The organism is Paraburkholderia sediminicola (assembly GCF_046026895.1).
Taxonomy (GTDB): domain Bacteria; phylum Pseudomonadota; class Gammaproteobacteria; order Burkholderiales; family Burkholderiaceae; genus Paraburkholderia; species Paraburkholderia sediminicola_C.
Map to the genome: position 1 here is coordinate 64,606 of NZ_JAQQEU010000036.1, position 19,414 is coordinate 84,019.

At 65.2% G+C, this 19,414-nt stretch carries 23 protein-coding genes and 1 riboswitch; all 23 genes read right to left on the reverse strand.

Annotated elements, in window-relative coordinates; genetic code table 11:
- Nucleotides 1-32: 32 nt before the first annotated feature.
- The 23 genes from PQR02_RS23820 to PQR02_RS23930 all read right to left on the reverse strand — a co-directional run bounded on the left by PQR02_RS23820 (nt 33) and on the right by PQR02_RS23930 (nt 18,803).
- Nucleotides 33-428, reverse strand: a complete 396-nt coding sequence (locus PQR02_RS23820; protein ID WP_408236727.1) for a phosphoribosyl-ATP diphosphatase — start codon at nt 426-428, stop codon at nt 33-35.
- Nucleotides 425-835 carry a phosphoribosyl-AMP cyclohydrolase gene (gene hisI / locus PQR02_RS23825; protein WP_408236730.1) on the reverse strand — a complete coding sequence of 137 codons (411 nt, stop codon included), beginning with the start codon at nt 833-835 and terminating at the stop codon, nt 425-427. The genes PQR02_RS23820 and hisI overlap by 4 nt, the downstream gene beginning before the upstream one ends.
- A gap of 1 nt (nt 836) precedes the next feature.
- Nucleotides 837-1,610 carry an imidazole glycerol phosphate synthase subunit HisF gene (gene hisF, locus PQR02_RS23830; RefSeq protein ID WP_408236733.1) on the reverse strand — a complete coding sequence of 258 codons (774 nt, stop codon included), beginning with the start codon at nt 1,608-1,610 and terminating at the stop codon, nt 837-839.
- Nucleotides 1,611-1,808: 198 nt separating this feature from the next.
- Complete coding sequence (gene hisA, locus PQR02_RS23835; protein WP_042329166.1) at nt 1,809-2,561, reverse strand: 1-(5-phosphoribosyl)-5-[(5-phosphoribosylamino)methylideneamino]imidazole-4-carboxamide isomerase; 753 nt, start codon at nt 2,559-2,561, stop codon at nt 1,809-1,811.
- A 214-nt stretch (nt 2,562-2,775) separates the two neighbouring features.
- Nucleotides 2,776-3,417 (reverse strand): imidazole glycerol phosphate synthase subunit HisH, encoded by a 642-nt coding sequence (hisH, locus tag PQR02_RS23840; RefSeq protein ID WP_408236736.1) that lies wholly within the window; start codon nt 3,415-3,417, stop codon nt 2,776-2,778.
- A gap of 118 nt (nt 3,418-3,535) precedes the next feature.
- The gene (gene hisB / locus PQR02_RS23845; protein ID WP_042329170.1) at nt 3,536-4,123 is read right to left on the reverse strand and encodes an imidazoleglycerol-phosphate dehydratase HisB; all 588 of its coding nucleotides are present in this window, start codon (nt 4,121-4,123) and stop codon (nt 3,536-3,538) included.
- Between the two features lie 62 nt (nt 4,124-4,185).
- Nucleotides 4,186-5,256 (reverse strand): histidinol-phosphate transaminase, encoded by a 1,071-nt coding sequence (hisC, locus tag PQR02_RS23850; RefSeq protein ID WP_408236739.1) that lies wholly within the window; start codon nt 5,254-5,256, stop codon nt 4,186-4,188.
- A gap of 194 nt (nt 5,257-5,450) precedes the next feature.
- A complete protein-coding gene (hisD, locus tag PQR02_RS23855; protein ID WP_408236742.1) occupies nt 5,451-6,785 on the reverse strand; it encodes a histidinol dehydrogenase in 1,335 nt (444 codons plus the stop codon).
- A 54-nt stretch (nt 6,786-6,839) separates the two neighbouring features.
- Nucleotides 6,840-7,538 (reverse strand): ATP phosphoribosyltransferase, encoded by a 699-nt coding sequence (gene hisG / locus PQR02_RS23860; RefSeq protein ID WP_408236745.1) that lies wholly within the window; start codon nt 7,536-7,538, stop codon nt 6,840-6,842.
- Nucleotides 7,535-8,797: a UDP-N-acetylglucosamine 1-carboxyvinyltransferase gene (gene murA, locus PQR02_RS23865; RefSeq protein WP_408236797.1), complete on the reverse strand. Its 1,263-nt coding sequence runs from the start codon at nt 8,795-8,797 to the stop codon at nt 7,535-7,537. Before murA ends, hisG begins: the two co-directional genes overlap by 4 nt.
- A 111-nt stretch (nt 8,798-8,908) precedes the next feature.
- Nucleotides 8,909-9,148 carry a BolA family protein gene (locus PQR02_RS23870; protein ID WP_006052280.1) on the reverse strand — a complete coding sequence of 80 codons (240 nt, stop codon included), beginning with the start codon at nt 9,146-9,148 and terminating at the stop codon, nt 8,909-8,911.
- 15 nt (nt 9,149-9,163) lie between these two features.
- Entirely contained in the window at nt 9,164-9,928 is a 765-nt protein-coding gene (locus PQR02_RS23875) for an ABC transporter permease (protein ID WP_408236748.1), read from the reverse strand.
- Complete coding sequence (locus tag PQR02_RS23880) at nt 9,925-10,857, reverse strand: ABC transporter ATP-binding protein (RefSeq protein ID WP_408236751.1); 933 nt, start codon at nt 10,855-10,857, stop codon at nt 9,925-9,927. The genes PQR02_RS23875 and PQR02_RS23880 overlap by 4 nt, the downstream gene beginning before the upstream one ends.
- A gap of 237 nt (nt 10,858-11,094) precedes the next feature.
- Entirely contained in the window at nt 11,095-11,388 is a 294-nt protein-coding gene (locus PQR02_RS23885; protein ID WP_408236754.1) for an STAS domain-containing protein, read from the reverse strand.
- Entirely contained in the window at nt 11,385-12,017 is a 633-nt protein-coding gene (locus PQR02_RS23890; RefSeq protein WP_408236757.1) for an MlaC/ttg2D family ABC transporter substrate-binding protein, read from the reverse strand. The genes PQR02_RS23885 and PQR02_RS23890 overlap by 4 nt, the downstream gene beginning before the upstream one ends.
- Nucleotides 12,018-12,131: 114 nt before the next feature.
- Complete coding sequence (locus PQR02_RS23895; RefSeq protein WP_408236760.1) at nt 12,132-13,148, reverse strand: MlaA family lipoprotein; 1,017 nt, start codon at nt 13,146-13,148, stop codon at nt 12,132-12,134.
- 11 nt (nt 13,149-13,159) lie between these two features.
- Nucleotides 13,160-13,699 carry an outer membrane lipid asymmetry maintenance protein MlaD gene (gene mlaD / locus PQR02_RS23900; protein ID WP_408236763.1) on the reverse strand — a complete coding sequence of 180 codons (540 nt, stop codon included), beginning with the start codon at nt 13,697-13,699 and terminating at the stop codon, nt 13,160-13,162.
- 86 nt (nt 13,700-13,785) lie between these two features.
- The gene (gene mlaE, locus PQR02_RS23905) at nt 13,786-14,553 is read right to left on the reverse strand and encodes a lipid asymmetry maintenance ABC transporter permease subunit MlaE (protein ID WP_408236766.1); all 768 of its coding nucleotides are present in this window, start codon (nt 14,551-14,553) and stop codon (nt 13,786-13,788) included.
- Nucleotides 14,550-15,371, reverse strand: a complete 822-nt coding sequence (locus PQR02_RS23910) for an ABC transporter ATP-binding protein (protein WP_408236769.1) — start codon at nt 15,369-15,371, stop codon at nt 14,550-14,552. The genes mlaE and PQR02_RS23910 overlap by 4 nt, the downstream gene beginning before the upstream one ends.
- Nucleotides 15,372-15,465: 94 nt before the next feature.
- Nucleotides 15,466-16,569 carry a thiamine phosphate synthase gene (gene thiE, locus PQR02_RS23915; protein ID WP_408236772.1) on the reverse strand — a complete coding sequence of 368 codons (1,104 nt, stop codon included), beginning with the start codon at nt 16,567-16,569 and terminating at the stop codon, nt 15,466-15,468.
- A complete protein-coding gene (locus tag PQR02_RS23920; RefSeq protein ID WP_408236775.1) occupies nt 16,566-17,381 on the reverse strand; it encodes a thiazole synthase in 816 nt (271 codons plus the stop codon). Before PQR02_RS23920 ends, thiE begins: the two co-directional genes overlap by 4 nt.
- A gap of 42 nt (nt 17,382-17,423) precedes the next feature.
- The gene (gene thiS, locus PQR02_RS23925; RefSeq protein WP_121315856.1) at nt 17,424-17,621 is read right to left on the reverse strand and encodes a sulfur carrier protein ThiS; all 198 of its coding nucleotides are present in this window, start codon (nt 17,619-17,621) and stop codon (nt 17,424-17,426) included.
- A gap of 51 nt (nt 17,622-17,672) precedes the next feature.
- A complete protein-coding gene (locus tag PQR02_RS23930) occupies nt 17,673-18,803 on the reverse strand; it encodes an FAD-dependent oxidoreductase (protein ID WP_408236778.1) in 1,131 nt (376 codons plus the stop codon).
- Nucleotides 18,804-19,028: 225 nt separating this feature from the next.
- Nucleotides 19,029-19,152, reverse strand: a riboswitch (TPP riboswitch).
- Nucleotides 19,153-19,414 lie beyond the last annotated feature (262 nt).

A 19,414-nucleotide genomic window follows, 5' to 3' on the forward strand; every position in this document is an offset into this window, starting at 1 on the left:
GCGCCGATGCTCGCGACTTCAAGCAGGGCCGGTCAATCGCCGTTCTGCTCGCGCTCGCGGCTCTTGCGCAGCGCCTTCTCCTCTATACCCGACAGGCCTTCGCGGCGCTCGAGTTCGGCGAGCACGTCGGCCGGGCTCAGATCGAAATGCGACAACATCACGAGGCAGTGAAACCACAGGTCCGCGACCTCGCCGACCAGCGCCTTCGGCGCGCCGCCGTGGCGCGCGTCTTTGGCGGCCAGCACGACTTCGGTGGCTTCTTCACCGATCTTCTTCAGCACCGCGTCGTCGCCCTTGTGAAACAGGCGCGACACATAGGAGACATCCGGATCCCCTCCCTTGCGGCTGTCGATGATCGCCGCGAGGCGCAGCAGGGTGTCGGCAGTGGACGCGGGGTTGGACGACGTGGTTTGCGTGGATTGCGTCATTTGTAGATGTGTTCGGAGTCTTTCAGCACGGGATCGACGGCGAGCCAGTCGCCCTCGTCCACCGAGCCTTCGAATTTCTGGAAAAAGCACGAGTGACGGCCGGTGTGGCACGCGATGCCCGACACCTGCTCCACTTTCAGCAGCACGACGTCTTCGTCGCAATCGAGCCGCACTTCGTGCACGTGCTGCACGTGGCCGGACTCTTCGCCCTTGAACCACAAGCGCTGGCGCGAGCGCGAGAAGTACACCGCGCGGCCGGTTTCAATGGTCTTCGCCAATGCTTCGCGGTTCATCCACGCGAACATCAGCACGTCGTTGCTCGACGCTTCCTGCGCGATCACCGGCACGAGGCCGTTCGCGTCCCACCTGACCTTGTCGAGCCAATTCACTGCCGAGGGATTCACCACGTCACAACCTCACCGAAATACCCTGATCGGCCATGAAGCGCTTGGCCTCGCCCACCGTGTGTTCGCCGTAGTGGAAGATGCTCGCGGCCAGCACCGCATCGGCGTGGCCGGTCTTGATGCCGTCGGCCAGATGCTGCAGGTTGCCCACGCCGCCTGACGCGATGACCGGAATCGGCACCGCATCCGACACCGCGCGCGTGAGCGCGAGGTCGAAGCCGCTCTTCGTGCCGTCGCGGTCCATGCTGGTCAGCAGGATTTCGCCGGCGCCGAGCTCGGCCATCTTGCGTGCCCATTCGACCGCTTCCAGACCGGTGGCCTTACGGCCGCCGTGCGTGAAGACTTCCCAGCGCGGTGGCTCGCCGTCCGCGGAGACACGTTTGGCGTCGATCGCGACGACGATGCATTGCGAGCCGTATTTGTCCGTGGCGTCCTTCACGAGCTGCGGATTCGCGACCGCCGAGGAGTTCACGCTGATCTTGTCCGCACCCGCATTCAGCAGGCGCCGCACGTCTTCGACGGCGCGCACGCCACCGCCGACCGTCAGCGGAATGAACACTTGCGAGGCGACCGCTTCGATGATCGGCAGGATCAGATCGCGCTGGTCGGAGGTGGCGGTGATGTCGAGGAAGGTGAGTTCGTCGGCGCCCTGGTCGTCGTAGCGGCGGGCGATTTCGACCGGGTCGCCCGCATCGCGCAGTTCGACGAAGTTGACGCCCTTGACCACGCGTCCAGCCGTGACGTCGAGACAGGGGATGATGCGTTTAGCTAGAGCCATGATCTTGCAATTCTGCCAATACCGCTGATGAGGCCGCTTGCGCGAGGCTTGCGGCACAGTGCCGGCGCGCGGAGCCACGGCGCCGCGAGTGAGTCGCGGCCCTGCGGCCCGGCGCGCTGCCGGGACGGAACGTCGCGCCCGCGCTGGACACCGCGCGATCCAGCCAGCGCGGTGCCCGAAGCGCGAGTCGGGAATGACTCAGGCGTCGTCCGATTCGCGCAACCGGTCCGCGAGCGTCTGCGCCGCGGCGAAGTCGAGATCGCCCGAGTAGATCGCCCGGCCGCAGATCACGCCTTCAATGCCTTCGTCTTCGACTTCGCACAGCGACTCGATGTCGGCTAGATTCGACAGACCGCCGCTTGCGATCACCGGAATCTTCACCGCGCGCGCGAGGCGCACCGTCGCTTCGATGTTGATGCCTTGCAGCATGCCGTCGCGGCCGATATCGGTGTAGATGATCGACTCGCAGCCGTAGTCCTCGAACTTGCGCGCGAGATCGGCCACTTCGTGACCGGTCAGCTTGCTCCAGCCGTCGGTGGCGACCTTGCCGTCTTTCGCGTCCAGTCCGACGATGATGTGGCCGCCGAACGCCGTGCACGCATCCTGCAAAAAGCCCGGATTCTTCACCGCCGCCGTGCCGATGATCACGTACGACAGGCCGTCGTCCAGATAGCGCTCGATCGTGTTCAGGTCGCGGATACCGCCGCCCAGTTGCACGGGAATCTCGCCGCCCACTTCCTCGATGATCGCCCGGATCGCGTCTTCGTTCTTCGGCTTGCCGGCGAACGCGCCATTCAGATCGACGAGGTGCAGACGGCGGGCGCCCCGGTCGACCCAATGTCGGGCCATCGCCGCCGGTTCCTCGGAGAATATCGTCGCCTGGTCCATATCGCCTTGTTTGAGGCGTACACACTGACCGTCTTTCAGGTCGATGGCGGGAATCAGCAGCATAGCAATCGGGTGTTGTCAGGGAAGGGGTTGAAGGTCGGCGGCAGCGGCTGGCGAGCCAGTCCGCCGAAACGCCGTTTCGCTAGTTTAGTACAACTCTTTCGACGCCCTTGCGGAGCGCCCTGTGGGAGCGAAATCGTGGTGCTGCGGTTGCGGCGCGCGGCAACGGCTCCGCTCGTGGCGGAAGGGTATGCGACAGCGGGATGAAGAAAAGCGCTCACGGGTTCCAGTGCACGAAGTTGCGATACACGCGCAGCCCGGCTTCGGCGCTTTTTTCCGGGTGGAATTGGGTGGCGAAGATGTTATCCCGCGCCACCGCCGAGGTAAAGGGCACACCGTACACCGTTTCGCCCGAGGTGTGAGCGGCATTGTCCGGCAGCACGTAGTAGCTATGCACGAAATAGAAGAACGCGTTATCGGCGACGCCGTCCCACAGCGGATGCGGCTGCGCCTGGCGCACACGGTTCCAGCCCATTTGCGGGACCTTGAAGCGCGAGCCGTCGTCCTGCACCTGGCCTTCCAGATTAAAGCGCAGCACCTTGCCGGGCAGCAGGCCCAAACCCGCCGTATCGCCCTCCGCGCTCCAGTCGAACAGCATCTGCTCGCCGACGCAAACGCCCATCAATGGCTTGCTGCGCGACGCCTCGATCACCGCTTCCTGCAGGCCGGACTCGCCGAGACTGCGCATGCAGTCGGGCATCGCACCCTGGCCGGGCAGCACCACGCGGTCGGCCGCGCGGATCGCCTCCGGCCGGTCGACGATCGCCACGTCCGCTTCCGGCGCGGCCTTGCGCAATGCCTGGGCAACCGAACGCAGGTTGCCCATTCCGTAATCCACAATCGCTATCGAAGTTTTCATTTCAAGTTTGGCGGCGACGCCGTCAGTTCATCGACGGTGATGGCCAGCGCCGAACGACGGTTGGCCGACGCGCGGTCCTGGTCGATGACTCGTCTAAAGGTGAACGGCTTGCTTCGGCTTAAAGGCTGCCCTTGGTCGACGGAATCTGCCCGGCAGCGCGTTCGTCCATTTCAGTGGCCATGCGCAACGCGCGGCCGAACGCCTTGAACACCGTTTCCATCTGATGGTGAGCGTTCAGGCCGCGCAGGTTGTCGATGTGCAGCGTGACGCCGGCGTGATTCACGAAGCCGCGGAAAAACTCGATCGACAGATCGACGTCGAACGTGCCGATGCGCGCGCGCGTGAACGGCACGTGGAACTCGAGGCCCGGACGGCCGGAAAAATCGATCACGACGCGCGACAGCGCTTCGTCGAGCGGCACGTAGGAATGGCCGTAACGGCGGATGCCCTTGCGGTCGCCGATCGCCTTCGCGACGGCCTGGCCAAGCGTGATGCCGGTGTCTTCGACCGTGTGGTGGTCGTCGATATGCAGGTCGCCATGCGCTTCGATTTCGAGGTCGAACAGGCCATGCCGTGCGATCTGGTCGAGCATGTGGTCCAGAAACGGCACGCCGGTGGCTAGCTTCTGCTGACCGGTGCCGTCCAGATTGATCTTGACACGGATCTGCGTTTCGCTGGTGTTGCGAACGACTTCCGCAAGGCGCATGGTAATTCCTCGAATCTAGCTAGAAAGCGATAGTAGTGTAGGGATGGGAAACGGCAGGCCGCTCAGTGCAGCACGAGTTTCAGGCCGGCGAGCAACTGCGCGTTTTCTTCCGGCGAACCGACAGTCAAACGCACGCAATTAGCCAGCAATGGATGCATTTTACTCACGTTTTTGATCAGAACCCGCGCGGTGAGCAGGGTTTCGAACAGCACGGACGCGTCGGGCACGCGCACCAGCAGGAAGTTGCCGGCGCTCGGGAACACCTCGGCGCCCGGCAGCTCGGCCACCGCTTGCGCGAGTTTCGTGCGTTCCTCGCGCAGTTGCGCGGCTTGCGCGTCGAGCACATCGACGTGGTCGAGCAGAAAATCGGCGGCGGCCTGCGTGAGCACATTGGTGTTATACGGCGGCCGCACCTTGTCGAACTCGGTCAGCCATGCGGGTTTGCCGACCAGATAGCCGAGGCGGATGCCGGCAAGGCCGAGCTTGGACACCGTGCGCATCACGACTACGTTGTCGAACGCGTCGGCGCGCGGCAGCCAGCTTTGCTGCGCGAACGGTTGATACGCCTCGTCGATCACCACGAGGCTCCTGCTGGCCGCGGCGATGATGCGTTCCATGTCGGCGTTGTCGAACAGCGTGCCAGTCGGGTTGTTTGGATAGGCGAGATAGATGATCGCCGGTTCATGCTCGGCGATTGCCGCGAGCATCGCTTCGGTGTCGAGCGTGAAATCCGCGTTCAACGGCACGCCGACGAATTCGAGATTCGCCAGCTTCGCAGACATCTGATACATCACGAACCCCGGCACCGGCGCGAGCACCTTGGCGCCCGGCTTCGCGCACGCGATCGACACCATGCTGATGATTTCATCCGAACCGTTGCCGAGCAGCACTTCGCAGCCGGCCGGGACGCCCATCACGCGCTTGATCTTTTCGATCAGCGCGTCCGGGCGCGGCGCCGGGTAGCGGTTCAGCGCAACGCCGGCCAGATGCTCGCCGAGATGCGCGGCCAGGTCGGGCGGCAGTGGAAACGGGTTTTCCATCGCGTCGAGCTTGATGAAGCCCGTGGCGTCGGGAACCGGATAGCTCGTCATCGCGAGCACGTCGCGGCGGATGATGTCTTGAGGTGTCGTCATAGCTCTGTGGAGCGGGCCGCGAGGAAGATGCCGGCCGGGCATCGGCGGCGCATGGGCCGCCCTGGTTGGTCTCTGGTCTTTATGAAAGCGGACGTGAACGGTCGCGCGCGCAATCCGTCGCGAGAAGTTCGCAGGCGCCGGGTCGCGGCCCGCCTGCTTCTCTTCCGCGTCAGACGCGCCGCGCCCCGCTCCTTCTAGCCGCGATCGTGGTTGTTTTGCCGCATCCGGTATTCCGCGCTGCGGGCATGCGCCTGCAGGCCTTCGCCATACGCGAGTTCAGCGGCGATCTCGCCGAGCGTCTGTGCACCTTCCGCGCTGACTTCGATCAGGCTGGAGCGCTTGAAGAAATCGTAGACGCCGAGCGGCGACGAGAACCGTGCGGTACGAGACGTTGGCAACACGTGATTCGGTCCCGCGCAGTAGTCGCCGAGACTCTCACTGGTATAGCGGCCGAGGAAGATCGCTCCGGCGTGGCGGATCAGCTGGCCCCACTGATGCGGCTCCAGCGCGGAGATTTCGAGGTGTTCCGGCGCGATGTCGTTGGCGATCGCGCAGGCTTCCGCCATGTCGCGCACCTTGATGAGCGCACCGCGCCCTTCGAGCGACGCGCGGATCACGTCCTGACGCGGCATGGTCGGCAGCAATTCGTTGATCGCGTCATGCACCCGGGCGATGAACGCTTCGTCCGGGCACAGCAGGATCGATTGCGCGAGCTCGTCGTGCTCGGCTTGCGAGAACAGGTCCATCGCAACCCAGCGGGGGTCGGTGGTGCCGTCGCACAGCACGAGGATTTCCGACGGCCCGGCGATCATGTCGATCCCGACCGTGCCGAACACGCGACGCTTGGCCGATGCGACATACGCGTTGCCGGGGCCGCAGATCTTGTCGACCGCGGGCACGGTCTGCGTGCCGTAGGCCAGTGCGCCCACCGCCTGCGCGCCGCCGATCGTGAACACCCGATCCACGCCGCCCAGCAGCGCGGCCGCCAGCACCAGCGGATTCTTCACGCCACCCGGCGTTGGCACGACCATGACGATTTCACGCACGCCGGCCACGCGCGCCGGAATCGAGTTCATCAGCACCGACGACGGATACGCCGCCTTGCCGCCCGGCACGTAGATGCCCGCGCGATCGAGCGGCGTGACCTTCTGGCCGAGCACGGTGCCGTCGGCTTCCGTGTACTGCCAGCTATGGCTGCCGCACTCGATCTTCTGCTTTTCGTGGTAGCCGCGCACGCGCGCCGCCGCCGCCTCGAGCGAGGCCCGGCGCTTCGGCTCCAGGCCTTCGAGCGCCGCTTCCAGCTCGGACATCGGCAATTCGAGCGCCGCGATACTCTTCGCGTCGAGACGGTCGAAGCGGTTCGTGTACTCCAGCACCGCCGCGTCGCCGCGCGCCTTCACGTCGTTCAGAATCTGCGCGACCGAGCGCTCGATTGCTTCGTCTTCGCTCGCCTCGAACGCGAGCACCGCATGCAGCGACTTCTGGAAGTCGGGAGCGGTGGAATCGAGTTTGCGAATCTTGATAGACATACAGTATCCGTTTCGGTAAGGCGCGCTTTTTACAGCGTGGTCACACAAACACTATCAGGCCGCGGCGGAGTCGGCTTTCGACGCGCGTTCGAAGGCGTCGAGAATCGGCCGCAACGCGGCGCGCTTGAGCTTGAGCGCCGCCTGGTTCACAACGAGGCGCGACGAAATCTGCATGATCTCCTCCACCTCGACAAGATTGTTGGCGCGCAAGGTATTGCCCGAACTCACCAGGTCGACGATCGCATCGGCCAAGCCCACCAGCGGCGCCAGTTCCATCGAACCGTACAGCTTGATCAGGTCGACATGCACGCCCTTGGCGGCAAAATGCTCACGGGCGGTTTCAACGTACTTGGTCGCCACGCGCAAGCGGGCGCCCTGACGCACCGCGTTCGCATAATCGAAACCTGCCGCGACCGCGACCGACATCCGGCACCGCGCGATATCCAAGTCGACTGGCTGATACAGCCCGCTGCCGCCATGCTCGAGCAGCACGTCCTTGCCCGCCACGCCGAAGTCGGCCGCGCCGTATTCGACATAGGTCGGCACGTCGGTGGCGCGCACGATGATCACGCGCAGGCTGGCGTCGGTGGTCGGCAGGATGAGCTTGCGCGAGGTTTCCGGATCTTCGGCAACTTCGATGCCGGCTGCGGCGAGCAGCGGCAGCGTTTCTTCGAAGATACGCCCTTTCGACAACGCCAGCGTGAGCGGCGCGCTCACCGCCGGCGACGACGACGTTTGCGGCATCGAACTCATGCGTGGCTCCCGGACACGCGGCGCACCTTTGCGCCGATCGCGTTGAGCTTGGTCTCCATCCGGTCGTAGCCGCGATCCAGGTGATAGATGCGGTCGATCAACGTCTCGCCCTCGGCGCGCAGCGCGGCGATCACGAGACTCGCGGACGCGCGCAGATCGGTGGCCATCACCATCGCGCCGGACAGCTTGTCGACGCCGTTCACGAGCGCGGTGTTGCCATCGATCGTGATGCTCGCGCCGAGGCGGTTCAATTCCTGCACGTGCATGAAGCGGTTCTCGAAGATCGTTTCGACGACCTGCGAGGTGCCGTCCGCGATCGTGTTCAGCGCCATGAACTGCGCCTGCATGTCGGTCGGGAATGCGGGGTATTCGGAGGTGCGGAACGTGACGGCGGTCGGACGCTTGTCCATGCGCACGCGCATCCAGTCGCCGCCCTCTTCGATCGTGACGCCCGCTTCGCGCAGCTTTTCGGTCACCGCTTCGAGAATCAGCGGACGCACTTTACGCAGCGTGACGTCGCCGCCGGCCGCCGCCACCGCGCACAGGAACGTGCCGGCTTCGATGCGGTCCGGAATCACGGTGTGCTTCGCGCCGTGCAGCTTGTCGACGCCCTGGATCACCAGGCGGTCCGTGCCGATACCGTCGATCTGCGCGCCCATCGCGACCAGCAGATGCGCGAGGTCGCCGACTTCCGGCTCACGCGCCGCGTTCTCGATGACCGTTTCGCCTTCGGCCAGCACCGCCGCCATCAACAGGTTTTCAGTACCCGTCACGGTGATCATGTCGGTGACGATGCGCGCGCCCTTCAGGCGTTTCGCGCGTGCTTCGATGAAGCCGTGCTCGATCGTGATCTCGGCACCCATCGCCTGCAGGCCCTTGATGTGCTGATCGACCGGACGCGCGCCGATCGCGCAGCCGCCCGGCAGCGACACCCGTGCATGACCGAAGCGCGCGACCAGCGGGCCGAGCACGAGGATCGACGCGCGCATGGTCTTGACCATTTCGTATGGCGCGACGACGTTGTCGACCTTCGACGCGTCGAGCGCCACGCGCCCTTCGCCGCTCTCGATGCGCACGCCCATCTGACCGAGCAGCTTGAGCATCGTGCGCACGTCCTGCAGGTCGGGGACGTTCTCCAGATGCACTGGCTCCGCGCTGAGCAGACCCGCGCACAGGATCGGCAACGCCGCGTTCTTCGCACCCGAGACGACAACTTCACCCGACAGCGGGTAGCCACCTTCAATGACGAGTTTATCCATGCCTGTCAGTTCCTGATTGACCCGGACTTGGGCCGGGGCTGCATTGACCGTGTTCGACGCGCCGCTGCCGGCGTCGCGTCCTTCTTGAGTAATTCGCACTAAATTTCCAGATTACGCGTTCTGCCATTCGGCGGGCGTCAGCGTCTTCATGCTGAGCGCGTGGATTTCTTCACGCATGCGGTCGCCGAGCGCCGCATACACGAGTTGATGGCGCTGGATCAGACGCTTGCCTTCGAAGCTCGGCGAAACGATGGTCGCAAAGAAATGCTGGCCGTCGCCTTCGACTTCGAGATGCTGGCAAGCGAGCCCAGCGGCAATGTATTGCTTGACCTGTTCGGGAGTCGGCAACATGAGAGAAGCTCCTGATCAGTGGCGCAGTTTGTAGCCGGAAGCGAGCATGCGCATCGCCACCACGGCCAGCACCACGAAGAAACCGACGACGATTGCAAGGCTCACGAGCGGATTGATATCCGACATCCCAAAGAAGCCGTAGCGAAAGCCGTCGATCATGTAGAAAAAAGGATTGAGCCGCGACACTTCGCGCCATCCCGCGGGCAGCGTGTGCGTCGAGTAGAACACGCCCGAGAGGAACGTGAGCGGCATGATCAGAAAGTTCTGGAACGCAGCCAACTGATCGAACTTCTCGGCCCAGATGCCGGCGATCAACCCGAGCGTGCCGAGAATCGCCGCGCCGAAAATCGCGAACAGAATGATGTAGAGCGGCGCGGTGAAGCTGACCGGCACGAACCAGATCGTCACGATGAACACGCCGAAGCCGACCGCCAGCCCGCGCGCAACGGCGGCGAGCACATAGGCGCCGAACATCTCGTAGTGCGACAGCGGCGGCAGCAGCACGAACACCAGGTTGCCGGTGATCTTCGACTGGATCAGCGACGACGAGCTGTTCGCGAACGCGTTCTGCAACACGCTCATCATCACGAGACCCGGAATCAGGAAGCTCGTGTATTCGACACCCGGATAGACCTGCACGTGACCGCGCAACGCGTGGCCGAAGATGGTCAGATAAAGCAGCGCGGTGATGACCGGCGCGAGCACGGTCTGGAACGCCACCTTCCAGAAACGCAGCAGTTCCTTGTAAAACAGCGTAGTGAATCCACCGTAACCGCTCATGCAAGCCCCTCGATCACTTCCGGACCGTTCATCACCTGAACGAACACATCTTCGAGGTCGGCCTTGCGGACCTCGATTTCTTCGAATGTACAGCCCGCCGCACGGCACTGCGCGAGAATCCGCTCGACTTCGTCGTAGCTCGACAGGCGCAGCAGATGCTGGCGGCCGTTACCGTTGCCGGCGCCGCTCTCCGCTTCGAGCGGACGCAGTTCGACCGGCAGCACGCCCTGCGCGAACCGCACGAACAGCTGCATGCCGGCAAAGCGTTGCAACAGCGTGCTGGTGCGATCCAGCGCGACCACTTCGCCACGCCGCAGCATCGCGATGCGGTCGCACAGCGACTCGGCTTCTTCCAGGTAGTGCGTGGTCAGCACGATGGTGTGGCCTTCGCGGTTCAGACGCGAAATGAATTTCCACAGCGTTTGACGCAGCTCGACGTCGACGCCCGCGGTCGGCTCGTCGAGCACGATCACCGGCGGCCGGTGCACCAGCGCCTGCGCAACCAGCACGCGGCGCTTCATGCCGCCCGACAGCGCACGCATGTTGGCGTCGGCTTTGTCGGTGAGGTCGAGGTTGGCCATGATCTCGTCGATCCACGCATCGTTGTTGCGCAGCCCGTAGTAGCCGGACTGGATGCGCAAGGTTTCGCGCACGGTGAAGAACGGATCGAACACGAGTTCCTGCGGCACGACGCCGAGCGCGCGGCGCGCATTGCGGAAATCGTCCACGACGTCATGGCCGCGCACCGCGATGCTGCCTTCATCGGCGCGAGCGAGGCCCGCGAGGATGCTGATGAGCGTCGTCTTGCCCGCGCCGTTCGGACCGAGCAGTCCGAAGAACTCGCCTTCTTCGACCGTGAGGCTGACGCCCTTGAGCGCCTGCAAGTCCTTGTAGCGCTTCTTGACGTTACGAATTTCTATGGCTGACATGACTGTGGGCCGCGTGGGTCGCGGCGCCTAAAGGAGCCCGGAGAGGGCGCGCAAATGCTGGAAAGGAACGGAATTGGGGCCGGTTAGCCGCCCCAAAAAACGTTTGATTATAGGGCAAAAACCAGAGGCCCCGCCTGAGGCAGGGGGATTGGAAGCGATGCGCTTACCAGGTCAATGCAGCGTCAATGTCGCACTGACGCCACCAGGTTGCGTGGGACCGGAGCAAGCGCTAAAGCGCTACGCCGGTCGACACAGGAGCGTGTCGACGCCGTAGGCTTGCGCGAGGCTGGCGAGACCAGCCGGCAGATTGATGATCACGAATTCGACGCCGCGAGTCTGGGCGGCACGCTTCCACGCGAGCAGCACGGCCAGCGCGGACGAGTCGAATTGCACGAGCGGCGCGCAGTCCACGCTGCCCGCGCCCGCCTCGATGCGTTGCAAACCCGCCGCGAGCGCGGCTTTCGCGCTCGCGTGGGTCAGCGTCGCGCCGCTTTCGAAGCGGTTGGCGACGGGACTCAGCACTTCGCTCACGACTGCTTGCCCGCAGCGAGTTGCTGGTTGCGCTGCGTGAGGAACTGGATCAGTCCGTCCACGCCCTTCTGCTGGATCTGTTCGTTGAACTGCTGCTGATACGCCTGGATCAGCCATGCGCCGAGCACGTTGATGTCATACACGCGCCAGCCTTGCGGCGTCTTGTACAGACGGTAGTCGAGTTCGATCGGCGAGCCGTTGTTCATCACGACCGAGCGCACCACCGTATCGGTGTCGTCGGGGTTCATGCGGAACGGCTTGTACTGGATCTCCTGATCGCGCACTTGCGCAAGCGCGCCCGAGTAGGTACGGATCAGCAACGTCTTGAACTGCTCGACCACCTGGTTCTGCTGCTCGGGCGTGGCCGTGCGCCAGTTCCGGCCCATCGCCAGTTGCGTGGTGCGGCGGAAATCGGTGTACGGCAGGATCTTTTCGTTGACCAGACGCGTGATGTGCGAGATGTCGCCTTGCTGAATCGACTTGTCGGCGCGGATCGCATCGATCACCTGCTGGGTGACGGTCTTGATCATGCCGTCCGGCGAATTCGTGTCGACGGTTTGCGCCGATGCGCCGGTGCTCGCGAACGAGAACAACGCGGCAAATAGCGGAATCAGGAAGAATTTTTTCATATCGAACCTAGCCTCAAAAATAGTGCAAGCGTTGGAGCGGACCTTAACACGCGAGTTCGACGGCAATCCATGCGCAAACTGCGAGAGTCGTATCGATCTGTTACGGTTTCACGCTCAATGCAATTTGAAAGACGGAAAATTGAAACGCGAGGGCGGCACCAGTTGGCCGGCCGGAATCTGCGTCGTCTCGGGACCGCCGTTGAGGTCCAACGGCGGCGTTTCGGAGGCTCCCGACGCGGCTTCCGGCGCGGCCGCCGACTCACCCTGCGGCGGCGTCGCCACAGCGGTGCCGGATGCCGCGGCCGCCTTCGCGGCAGCACCCTGCGTGCCCGTGGCGGCGCCGGCCGGCGCGCCGGCCGCGCCGGACTCGACGTCCTCGTACTTCGGCAGCGGCGCTTCCTGATCGTAATTCGGCAGCGCCGCCGAACGCCGGCCGTCCGACAGCAGATACTGGCGGCGTTGCAGATACGCGTTACGCACGAACGAGTATTTGTCGAGCGCGGCGCCTTCCAGCACGTCGCTCGCACCCAGCAGGTTGGCGCGCACGTTGACGATGTTCAGACCATACAGCGCCCAGCTCAGACCCGGCGGATCGATATAGCTCAGCGGGTTCACATAGTAGTTGCCGACCGAGCCGACCGCATCGCGCACGGTGCTCGGCCCGAACAGCGGCAGCACCAGATAGGGCCCCGGCGGCACGCCGTAGTGACCGAGCGTCAGGCCGAGGTCGTTCTCGTGCTTGGGCAGCTTCGCGAGCGTCGCGACGTCGAACAACCCGCCGACGCCGAACACCGTGTTGATCACGATCCGCATGATGTCCTGCACGCCGTCGGTGACCTTCAGCTGCAGCAGGTTGTTCGCCGCGATGTAGACGTCGCCGATGTTGGAAAAGAAGTTCGTCACGCTGTCGCGCACCGGCTGCGGGGTGACCCACACGTAGCCTTTGGCGACCGGCTTCAGCGCGTATTGGTCGATCTTGTCGTTGACCGTGAAAATCGTGCGGTTGAAGCCTTCGAACGGGTCGCCCTTGGTCGGCGTCTGCACGGTCGTGCAGCCAGCGAGCAGCGCGGCCGCCACCGCCACCTTACCGAGCTGGAAGGCACGTGCGCCCTCGGTGCGTGAGGTCTGCATGCTTGTTCTCCTTATTGGCCCGCGGCGCCGGAGGCGGGCAAACCCGGTGCCGGAGCCGCCGGCGCGGGCGCTGCGGCAGCGGGCTTCGACGCCCCGGAATCCGCGGCCTTGCTATAGAGGAACTGACCGATGAGATTTTCCAGGACAATCGCCGATTGCGTCATCGCAATCGTGTCGCCGGCCTTCAGCATTTCGGTGTCGCCACCGGGTTCGAGTCCGATGTACTGTTCGCCGAGCAGACCCGAGGTGAGGATCTTCGCCGAGGTGTCCTTCGGAAACTGGTACTGCTTGTCGAGATCGATCGTGACGACCGCCTGATACGCGTTGCTGTCGAAGCCGATCGACGCGACCCGGCCGACCGTCACGCCCGCGCTCTTCACCGGCGCGCGCGCCTTGAGCCCGCCGATATTGTCGAACTTGAGTTTGACCGGGTAGGTTGCCTGGAAAGACAACGAGCTCATGTTGCCGGCCTTCAGCGCGAGAAACAGCAACGCCACGAAACCCAACACCACGAACAGGCCGACCCAGAAGTCGAGAACAGTCTTTTTCATCGTCATCCCAAAGTGAATCCGCCACGCCGTCCATGTTCCCGGCGCGGCGCGCGACACGCCGCCGGCGGCAAACGTGCAGCGCAGTCTTAGCTGAACATCAATGCGGTCAGCAGAAAATCGAGGCCGAGCACCGCCAACGACGCGTACACAACGGTCTTGGTCGTCGCGCGCGACACGCCTTCCGGCGTCGCCTTGGCTTCATAGCCTTGAAACAGCGCGACGAACGTGACCGCGAGGCCGAACACCACGCTCTTGACCACCCCGGCGCCGACATCGCGCCAGACATCCACGCCGCTTTGCATCTGCGACCAGAACGCGCCGGCGTCGACGCCGATCAGCAGCACGCCCACCACGTAGCCGCCCAACACGCCGACCGCGCTGAAGATCGCGGCGAGCACCGGCATCGCGATAATGCCGGCCCACAGGCGCGGCGCGACCACGACCTTGACCGGGTCGACGGCCATCATTTCCATGGCGGTCAGCTGTTCGCCCGCCTTCATCAAGCCGATCTCGGCTGTCAGCGACGTGCCGGCCCGGCCGGCGAACAGCAGCGCCGTGACCACCGGTCCGAGTTCGCGCACGAGCGACAGCGCGACCAGCAGACCCAGCGCCTGTTCGGAGCCGTAGCGGTTCAGCGTGTAATAACCCTGCAAGCCGAGCACGAAGCCGACGAACAGCCCCGACACGGCAATGATCACCAGCGAATAATTACCCACGAAGTGGATCTGCTTCGTGACAAGACGCGGACGGCGCAGCAGCGGGAAAAACTCGAGCAGCAACCGGAAGAAAAAGCGCGTGGCGTAGCCAGCCGTGCCCAGCCCGCTGATCACCGAGCGACCGATCGCACTGATCATGACTGGCCTCCGACGATGCCGAAGTCCGCCGCCAGCGGCGCGTTGCTCGGATAGTGGAATTTGAACGGGCCGTCCGGCGCGCCGTCGATGAACTGCCGCACCGTCGGATCGGTCGACGCGCGCAGTTCGGCCGGCGTGCCCTCGGCGTGCACCCCGCCGTTGGCGAGAAAGTAGACGTAATCCGCGATAGCGAATGATTCCGGCACGTCGTGCGTGACGAGGATCGAGGTGGCGCCGAGCGCCTGATTCAACGCGCGAATCAGATTCGCGGTGATGCCGAGCGAAATGGGATCGAGACCGGCGAACGGCTCGTCGTACATCATCAGCTCGGGGTCGAGGGCGATCGCGCGCGCCAGCGCCACACGCCGCGCCATGCCGCCCGAGATCTCCGAGGGCATCAGGTCGCGCGCGCCGCGCAAACCGACCGCGTTGAGCTTCATCAACACGAGGTCGCGCAGCAATTCTTCGGGAAGGTCGGTGTGCTCGCGCAGGGTGAAGGCGACGTTTTCGAACACGGACATGTCGGTAAACAGCGCACCGAACTGGAACAGCATGCCCATCTTGCGGCGCAGCGCGTAAAGCCCGTCGCGTGTCTGCTGGCCGACATCCTGGCCCTGGAAAAGGATCTGGCCGCGCTGCGCGCGCACCAGGCCGCCGATCAGACGCAGCACCGTGGTCTTGCCGCAACCCGAGCCGCCCATCACCGCGACGACCTGGCCGCGCTTGAAGCGCAGATTCAGGTTCGACAGGACGAGCCGGTCGCCGTAACCGAAGTCGACGTCGCGCAGCTCGAGTAAAGTCTCGGGGGAGGAAGACACGAAACTGACAGTCCTTTTACACGGAAGGCCGAATTATAGGGCCATCATGCAAAAGCTGCCGTGAAGCGCCCAGTCCCTTAACGATGCCTGACCATTATTGCGTAAACCCTTGTTGCAACGCAGAAACGGCGGCCGCCGGATCGGCCGCTTCCGTGACGGCGCGCACTACCGCCGCGCAGCCGACGCCGGTAGCCAGCACGTCGGGCAGCACCTGCAGGTCGATCCCGCCGATCGCCACCAGCGGCACGACGCCGTCGAGCAATCGCACGTAGCGGGCCAGACGCTTGAGGCCCTGCGGCGCGGTCGGCATGACCTTGGTCGTGGTCGGGAACACTGCGCCCAAGGCAATGTAGCTCGGCCGGAAATGCAGCGCTTTCAGAATCTCGTAGAAACCGTGCGTTGACAGACCGAGCCGGACGCCGGCTGCGGCCAACGCGGACAGGTCGGCGGTATGCACGTCTTCCTGGCCGAGGTGCACGCCGTACGCGCCCGCTTCGAGCGCGGCCCGCCAGTGGTCGTTGATGAACACCTGGGCGTCGTGCGCGCGGCCGGCGGCCACGCAGCGGGCGATTTCGCGCTTCAGTTCGTCGGCGGGTTGGGCCGATTTGCGGCGCAATTGCACCGTCTTCACGCCGAAGCCCACCACCCGTTCGACCCACTCGGCGCTCGGCAGCACCGGGTACAGGCCGAGCCGTTCAGGGCAGCGCGCGAACGCCTGCGCCGGCGCGGCCGGCAAACCGGCGAGACGCGGAAAGCGCGCGAGATCGGCAGGAAAGGCGTCGTCGGCGCGGGTTTCGTCGCCGTCGCGCCACGCAAGGGCCAGCACCAGCGCATCATGCGGATCGAACCCGCAGTCGAGGAAAGCGGCCAGCGCGGCAATCCAGTCTTCCGCCAGATGACCTTCGAGACGGTACTTCTCGCCGCCAAGATGCAGCGTGGCCTTGTTCTCCGCCGCTTCGATCACACCGGCGCCCCGCACCAGCCAGCGCGCGACCTGCTCGCCATGCTGCTGCGCGTCCGCGAGCACGATCAGGTCGCCGCCGTTGGGTTCGTCCGGCGCGGTCAGGCAGATGCGCCAAGGCGCATGGGTCGGCGGCCAGTCGCCGAGGCGCGCGCGGATCCGCTCGGTGGCTTCGGTGAGTTCGTCGGCGGGCGGCCAGAACAGGTCGCGATCCTTCAATGCCAGTGTTTGCGTCATGCGGCGCTCCCGTCTTGATGCCAGAACGGCATGCCGACTACCGGCGTGCTCGCGTGCGCGCTTTCGCGCTCGGCCATCGGCCCCGCCAGATAGGCCTGGCGCCCCGCTTCGACGCCCAGCGCGAAGGCGCGCGCCATCGCGTCGGGGTGCGTCGCCTGCGACACCGCGGTGTTCAGCAGCACGCCGTCGAAGCCCCACTCCATCACCTGCGCCGCATGCGACGGCACGCCGAGCCCGGCGTCGACGATCAGCGGCACGTCCGGCAGCCGTTCGCGCAGCACGCGTAGCCCATACGGATTGATCACGCCTTTGCCGGTGCCGATCGGCGCGCCCCACGGCATCAGCGCCTCACAGCCCGCGTCCAGCAGACGCCGGCCGATCACCAGGTCTTCGGTGCAATACGGCAGCACCTTGAAGCCGTCCTTGACGAGCTGTGCGGCCGCTTCGATCAGACCGACCGGATCGGGCTGCAGCGTGTAGTCGTCGCCGATCAGTTCGAGCTTGATCCAGTCGGTTTCGAAGATTTCGCGCGCCATATGCGCGGTGGTGACGGCCTCGCCGACGGTCAGGCAGCCCGCCGTGTTCGGCAACAGCGGCACGCCGTGGCGCTTGAGCAGATCGAAGAAGCCGGCGCCGGCGCCGCCTTCGTTCATCTGCCGGCGCAGTGCGACGGTCACCATGCCGGGCCGCGCCGCATCGATCGAATCCGACAGCGACTGCAGCGATGGATAGCGCGAGGTGCCAAGCAGCACCCGGCTCGCGAAAGTCTCGCCGTACAGCGTGAGCGCGTCGGCGGTTTGGGGGGAAGTCATTGGCATCATCCTGGTCTCCGGCAATGCGTGGCGGGGCGGCGCTTAGCCGCCGGCCACGGGTTGCACGACATCGAGCCGGTCGCCCGGCTGCAGCGCGCGCGCGGCATGCTGGGTGCGCGCGACAAAATCGCCGTTCAGCGCGACCGCGAACGGCGGCCGCGCGCCGTACGCGGCGAGCGCATCGGCGACAGTCGCGCCTTCGGGCAGCGACAACGGCTTCTGATTGATATGAATGTCCATGGTGTTCGAATACGGTTCAATCGATGGCGACAGCAGCACGGCGCGCAACGCTCATGCCGGCTCCCGCGCGGAATCCAGTTGGAAAAGCTCGCTCCAGCGCGCGTCGCGGCGCCAGTCGGCGAACGCGTCGGCATCGGCGATGCGGCCGTCGAGCAGCGCCGACGCAAAGCGCACGGCTTCGTCGGCGACCTCGGGCGCGATCATGTAGCCGTGTCGATACAAACCGTTCACGCGCAGCGTTTGCGCGCCGTCCCAGATGAGCGCCGGACGATGGTCCGGCAAGGTCGGGCGGCACTGCGAATTCAGTTCGAGGATGCGCGCCTCGCCAAAGCCGGGATGCACGGAAAACGCCGCGCTCAGCAATTCGAGCGCCGAGCGCACGCTGACCGGCGACATGTCCTCGCCTTCGACTTCGGTTGCGCCGATCACGTAGAGGTCGTTCTGCTTCGGCGCTATGTAGAGCGGATAACGCGGATGCAGCAGCCGCACCGGGCGCGTCAGGTCGATACCGGGCGCATGCACCCGCGCGACTTCGCCGCGAATACCGCGCAGCGCGGGCAGCACGGGCTTCGCGCCGAGGCCCCGGCAGTCGATCGTGACACGCGCGGGCGGCAACGCGTGATCGTCGACCGGCGTGTTCCAGTGGGTTTCGACGCCGCGCTGTGCCAGGCCCGCGGCCAGCGCGGCCAAGACCTGACGGTTGTCCAGCTGGCCCTCGCGCGGCAGCAGCCAGCCCTGATTGAAGCGGCCTGCCAACGCAGGCTCCGCGGCGCCTACCTGCGCACCCGCCAGCGTCACGAAACCGCCGTCGAGCAATTCGGCCGGCGCGTTCGAACGCACCCGGCGTTCGAACAGTGGCGCTTCGGTGCGGTCGGCGTGATGCCAGACGACCAGAGTGCCGTTGCGCTGGAAGAACACCGGCTCGGGCAGCTCGGCCAGCACTTGCGGCCAGCTATCGAGCGAACTCGCGCCGAGCCGCGTAATCAGCAACTCGGCGCTGGCGGCTTCGGCCAGCGGCGCCAGCATCGCCGCGGCGACCCACGCGGCGGCCTGCGAACCGGCGGCGTCGCCGCGCTCGTAGAGCGCCACGCGATGTCCTTGCCCAGCGAGCCGCCACGCGACCAGCCGGCCGCAGAGACCGCCGCCGAGGATGGCGAATTCGGGTTGTGCGGGACCGTTCATCGCGCGCACTCCCACTCCGATTCGCGGCGGCAAGCAAGGCGAAAGCACGGCGCGCCGACGGCGTCGTGGCGAAGAGCGAAACACATATCTGAAGAATAGGCGGTCATCGAGTCCTTTCCGTACGGCAAAGAAACGCACGTACCCAGGACGAAACCGGCGGGTGAAGCCGGCCGGACGATACGCGCGTACCGAAGTACGGACGCCGCGCGGCGGGGAATGGAAGACTGGCTGCTTCCGGAAACTTCCCGCGCCGGTATTACCCGGATCGGGTGCAAAGGGTCTCTCTCAGCCTCGCCGCCGCGGTATGAAAATCACGCCGCCTGTGGGCGAAGCACCCCTGTTTCGTCGCAGGTCATTAGACCATAAAAGGCGCGGCGCCCGCAAACCAGCCGCTTGTGCGCCCGGCCGGAGTTTGATCCGGCACCGGGTTTCTGCGCGTCGATGTGAGCGGCCTCGGCGCTCTGGCACAATGCCGGGACCGGATGCCGCAGCAAGCGGGGTGTGGACGGCTCGCCTGCCCGCACGCGCAAGCTGCGGCATCGGCGTGGGGGCCCAAATAGGAAAAATATTTTTTGGTTAGGGGCGGCCCCCCCCAAACGGGGGGGCGCCCG

Bases quoted from the DNA above. Each gene is read 5' to 3' on its own strand.
- PQR02_RS23820 (WP_408236727.1), bottom strand. From the start codon at position 428: ATGACGCAATCCACGCAAACCACGTCGTCCAACCCCGCGTCCACTGCC.
- hisF (WP_408236733.1), bottom strand. From the start codon at position 1,610: ATGGCTCTAGCTAAACGCATCATCCCCTGTCTCGACGTCACGGCTGGA.
- hisA (WP_042329166.1), bottom strand. From the start codon at position 2,561: ATGCTGCTGATTCCCGCCATCGACCTGAAAGACGGTCAGTGTGTACGC.
- hisH (WP_408236736.1), bottom strand. From the start codon at position 3,417: ATGAAAACTTCGATAGCGATTGTGGATTACGGAATGGGCAACCTGCGT.
- hisB (WP_042329170.1), bottom strand. From the start codon at position 4,123: ATGCGCCTTGCGGAAGTCGTTCGCAACACCAGCGAAACGCAGATCCGT.
- hisC (WP_408236739.1), bottom strand. From the start codon at position 5,256: ATGACGACACCTCAAGACATCATCCGCCGCGACGTGCTCGCGATGACG.
- hisD (WP_408236742.1), bottom strand. From the start codon at position 6,785: ATGTCTATCAAGATTCGCAAACTCGATTCCACCGCTCCCGACTTCCAG.
- hisG (WP_408236745.1), bottom strand. From the start codon at position 7,538: ATGAGTTCGATGCCGCAAACGTCGTCGTCGCCGGCGGTGAGCGCGCCG.
- murA (WP_408236797.1), bottom strand. From the start codon at position 8,797: ATGGATAAACTCGTCATTGAAGGTGGCTACCCGCTGTCGGGTGAAGTT.
- PQR02_RS23870 (WP_006052280.1), bottom strand. From the start codon at position 9,148: ATGTTGCCGACTCCCGAACAGGTCAAGCAATACATTGCCGCTGGGCTC.
- PQR02_RS23875 (WP_408236748.1), bottom strand. From the start codon at position 9,928: ATGAGCGGTTACGGTGGATTCACTACGCTGTTTTACAAGGAACTGCTG.
- PQR02_RS23880 (WP_408236751.1), bottom strand. From the start codon at position 10,857: ATGTCAGCCATAGAAATTCGTAACGTCAAGAAGCGCTACAAGGACTTG.
- PQR02_RS23890 (WP_408236757.1), bottom strand. From the start codon at position 12,017: ATGAAAAAATTCTTCCTGATTCCGCTATTTGCCGCGTTGTTCTCGTTC.
- PQR02_RS23895 (WP_408236760.1), bottom strand. From the start codon at position 13,148: ATGCAGACCTCACGCACCGAGGGCGCACGTGCCTTCCAGCTCGGTAAG.
- mlaD (WP_408236763.1), bottom strand. From the start codon at position 13,699: ATGAAAAAGACTGTTCTCGACTTCTGGGTCGGCCTGTTCGTGGTGTTG.
- mlaE (WP_408236766.1), bottom strand. From the start codon at position 14,553: ATGATCAGTGCGATCGGTCGCTCGGTGATCAGCGGGCTGGGCACGGCT.
- thiE (WP_408236772.1), bottom strand. From the start codon at position 16,569: ATGACGCAAACACTGGCATTGAAGGATCGCGACCTGTTCTGGCCGCCC.
- PQR02_RS23920 (WP_408236775.1), bottom strand. From the start codon at position 17,381: ATGACTTCCCCCCAAACCGCCGACGCGCTCACGCTGTACGGCGAGACT.
- thiS (WP_121315856.1), bottom strand. From the start codon at position 17,621: ATGGACATTCATATCAATCAGAAGCCGTTGTCGCTGCCCGAAGGCGCG.
- PQR02_RS23930 (WP_408236778.1), bottom strand. From the start codon at position 18,803: ATGAACGGTCCCGCACAACCCGAATTCGCCATCCTCGGCGGCGGTCTC.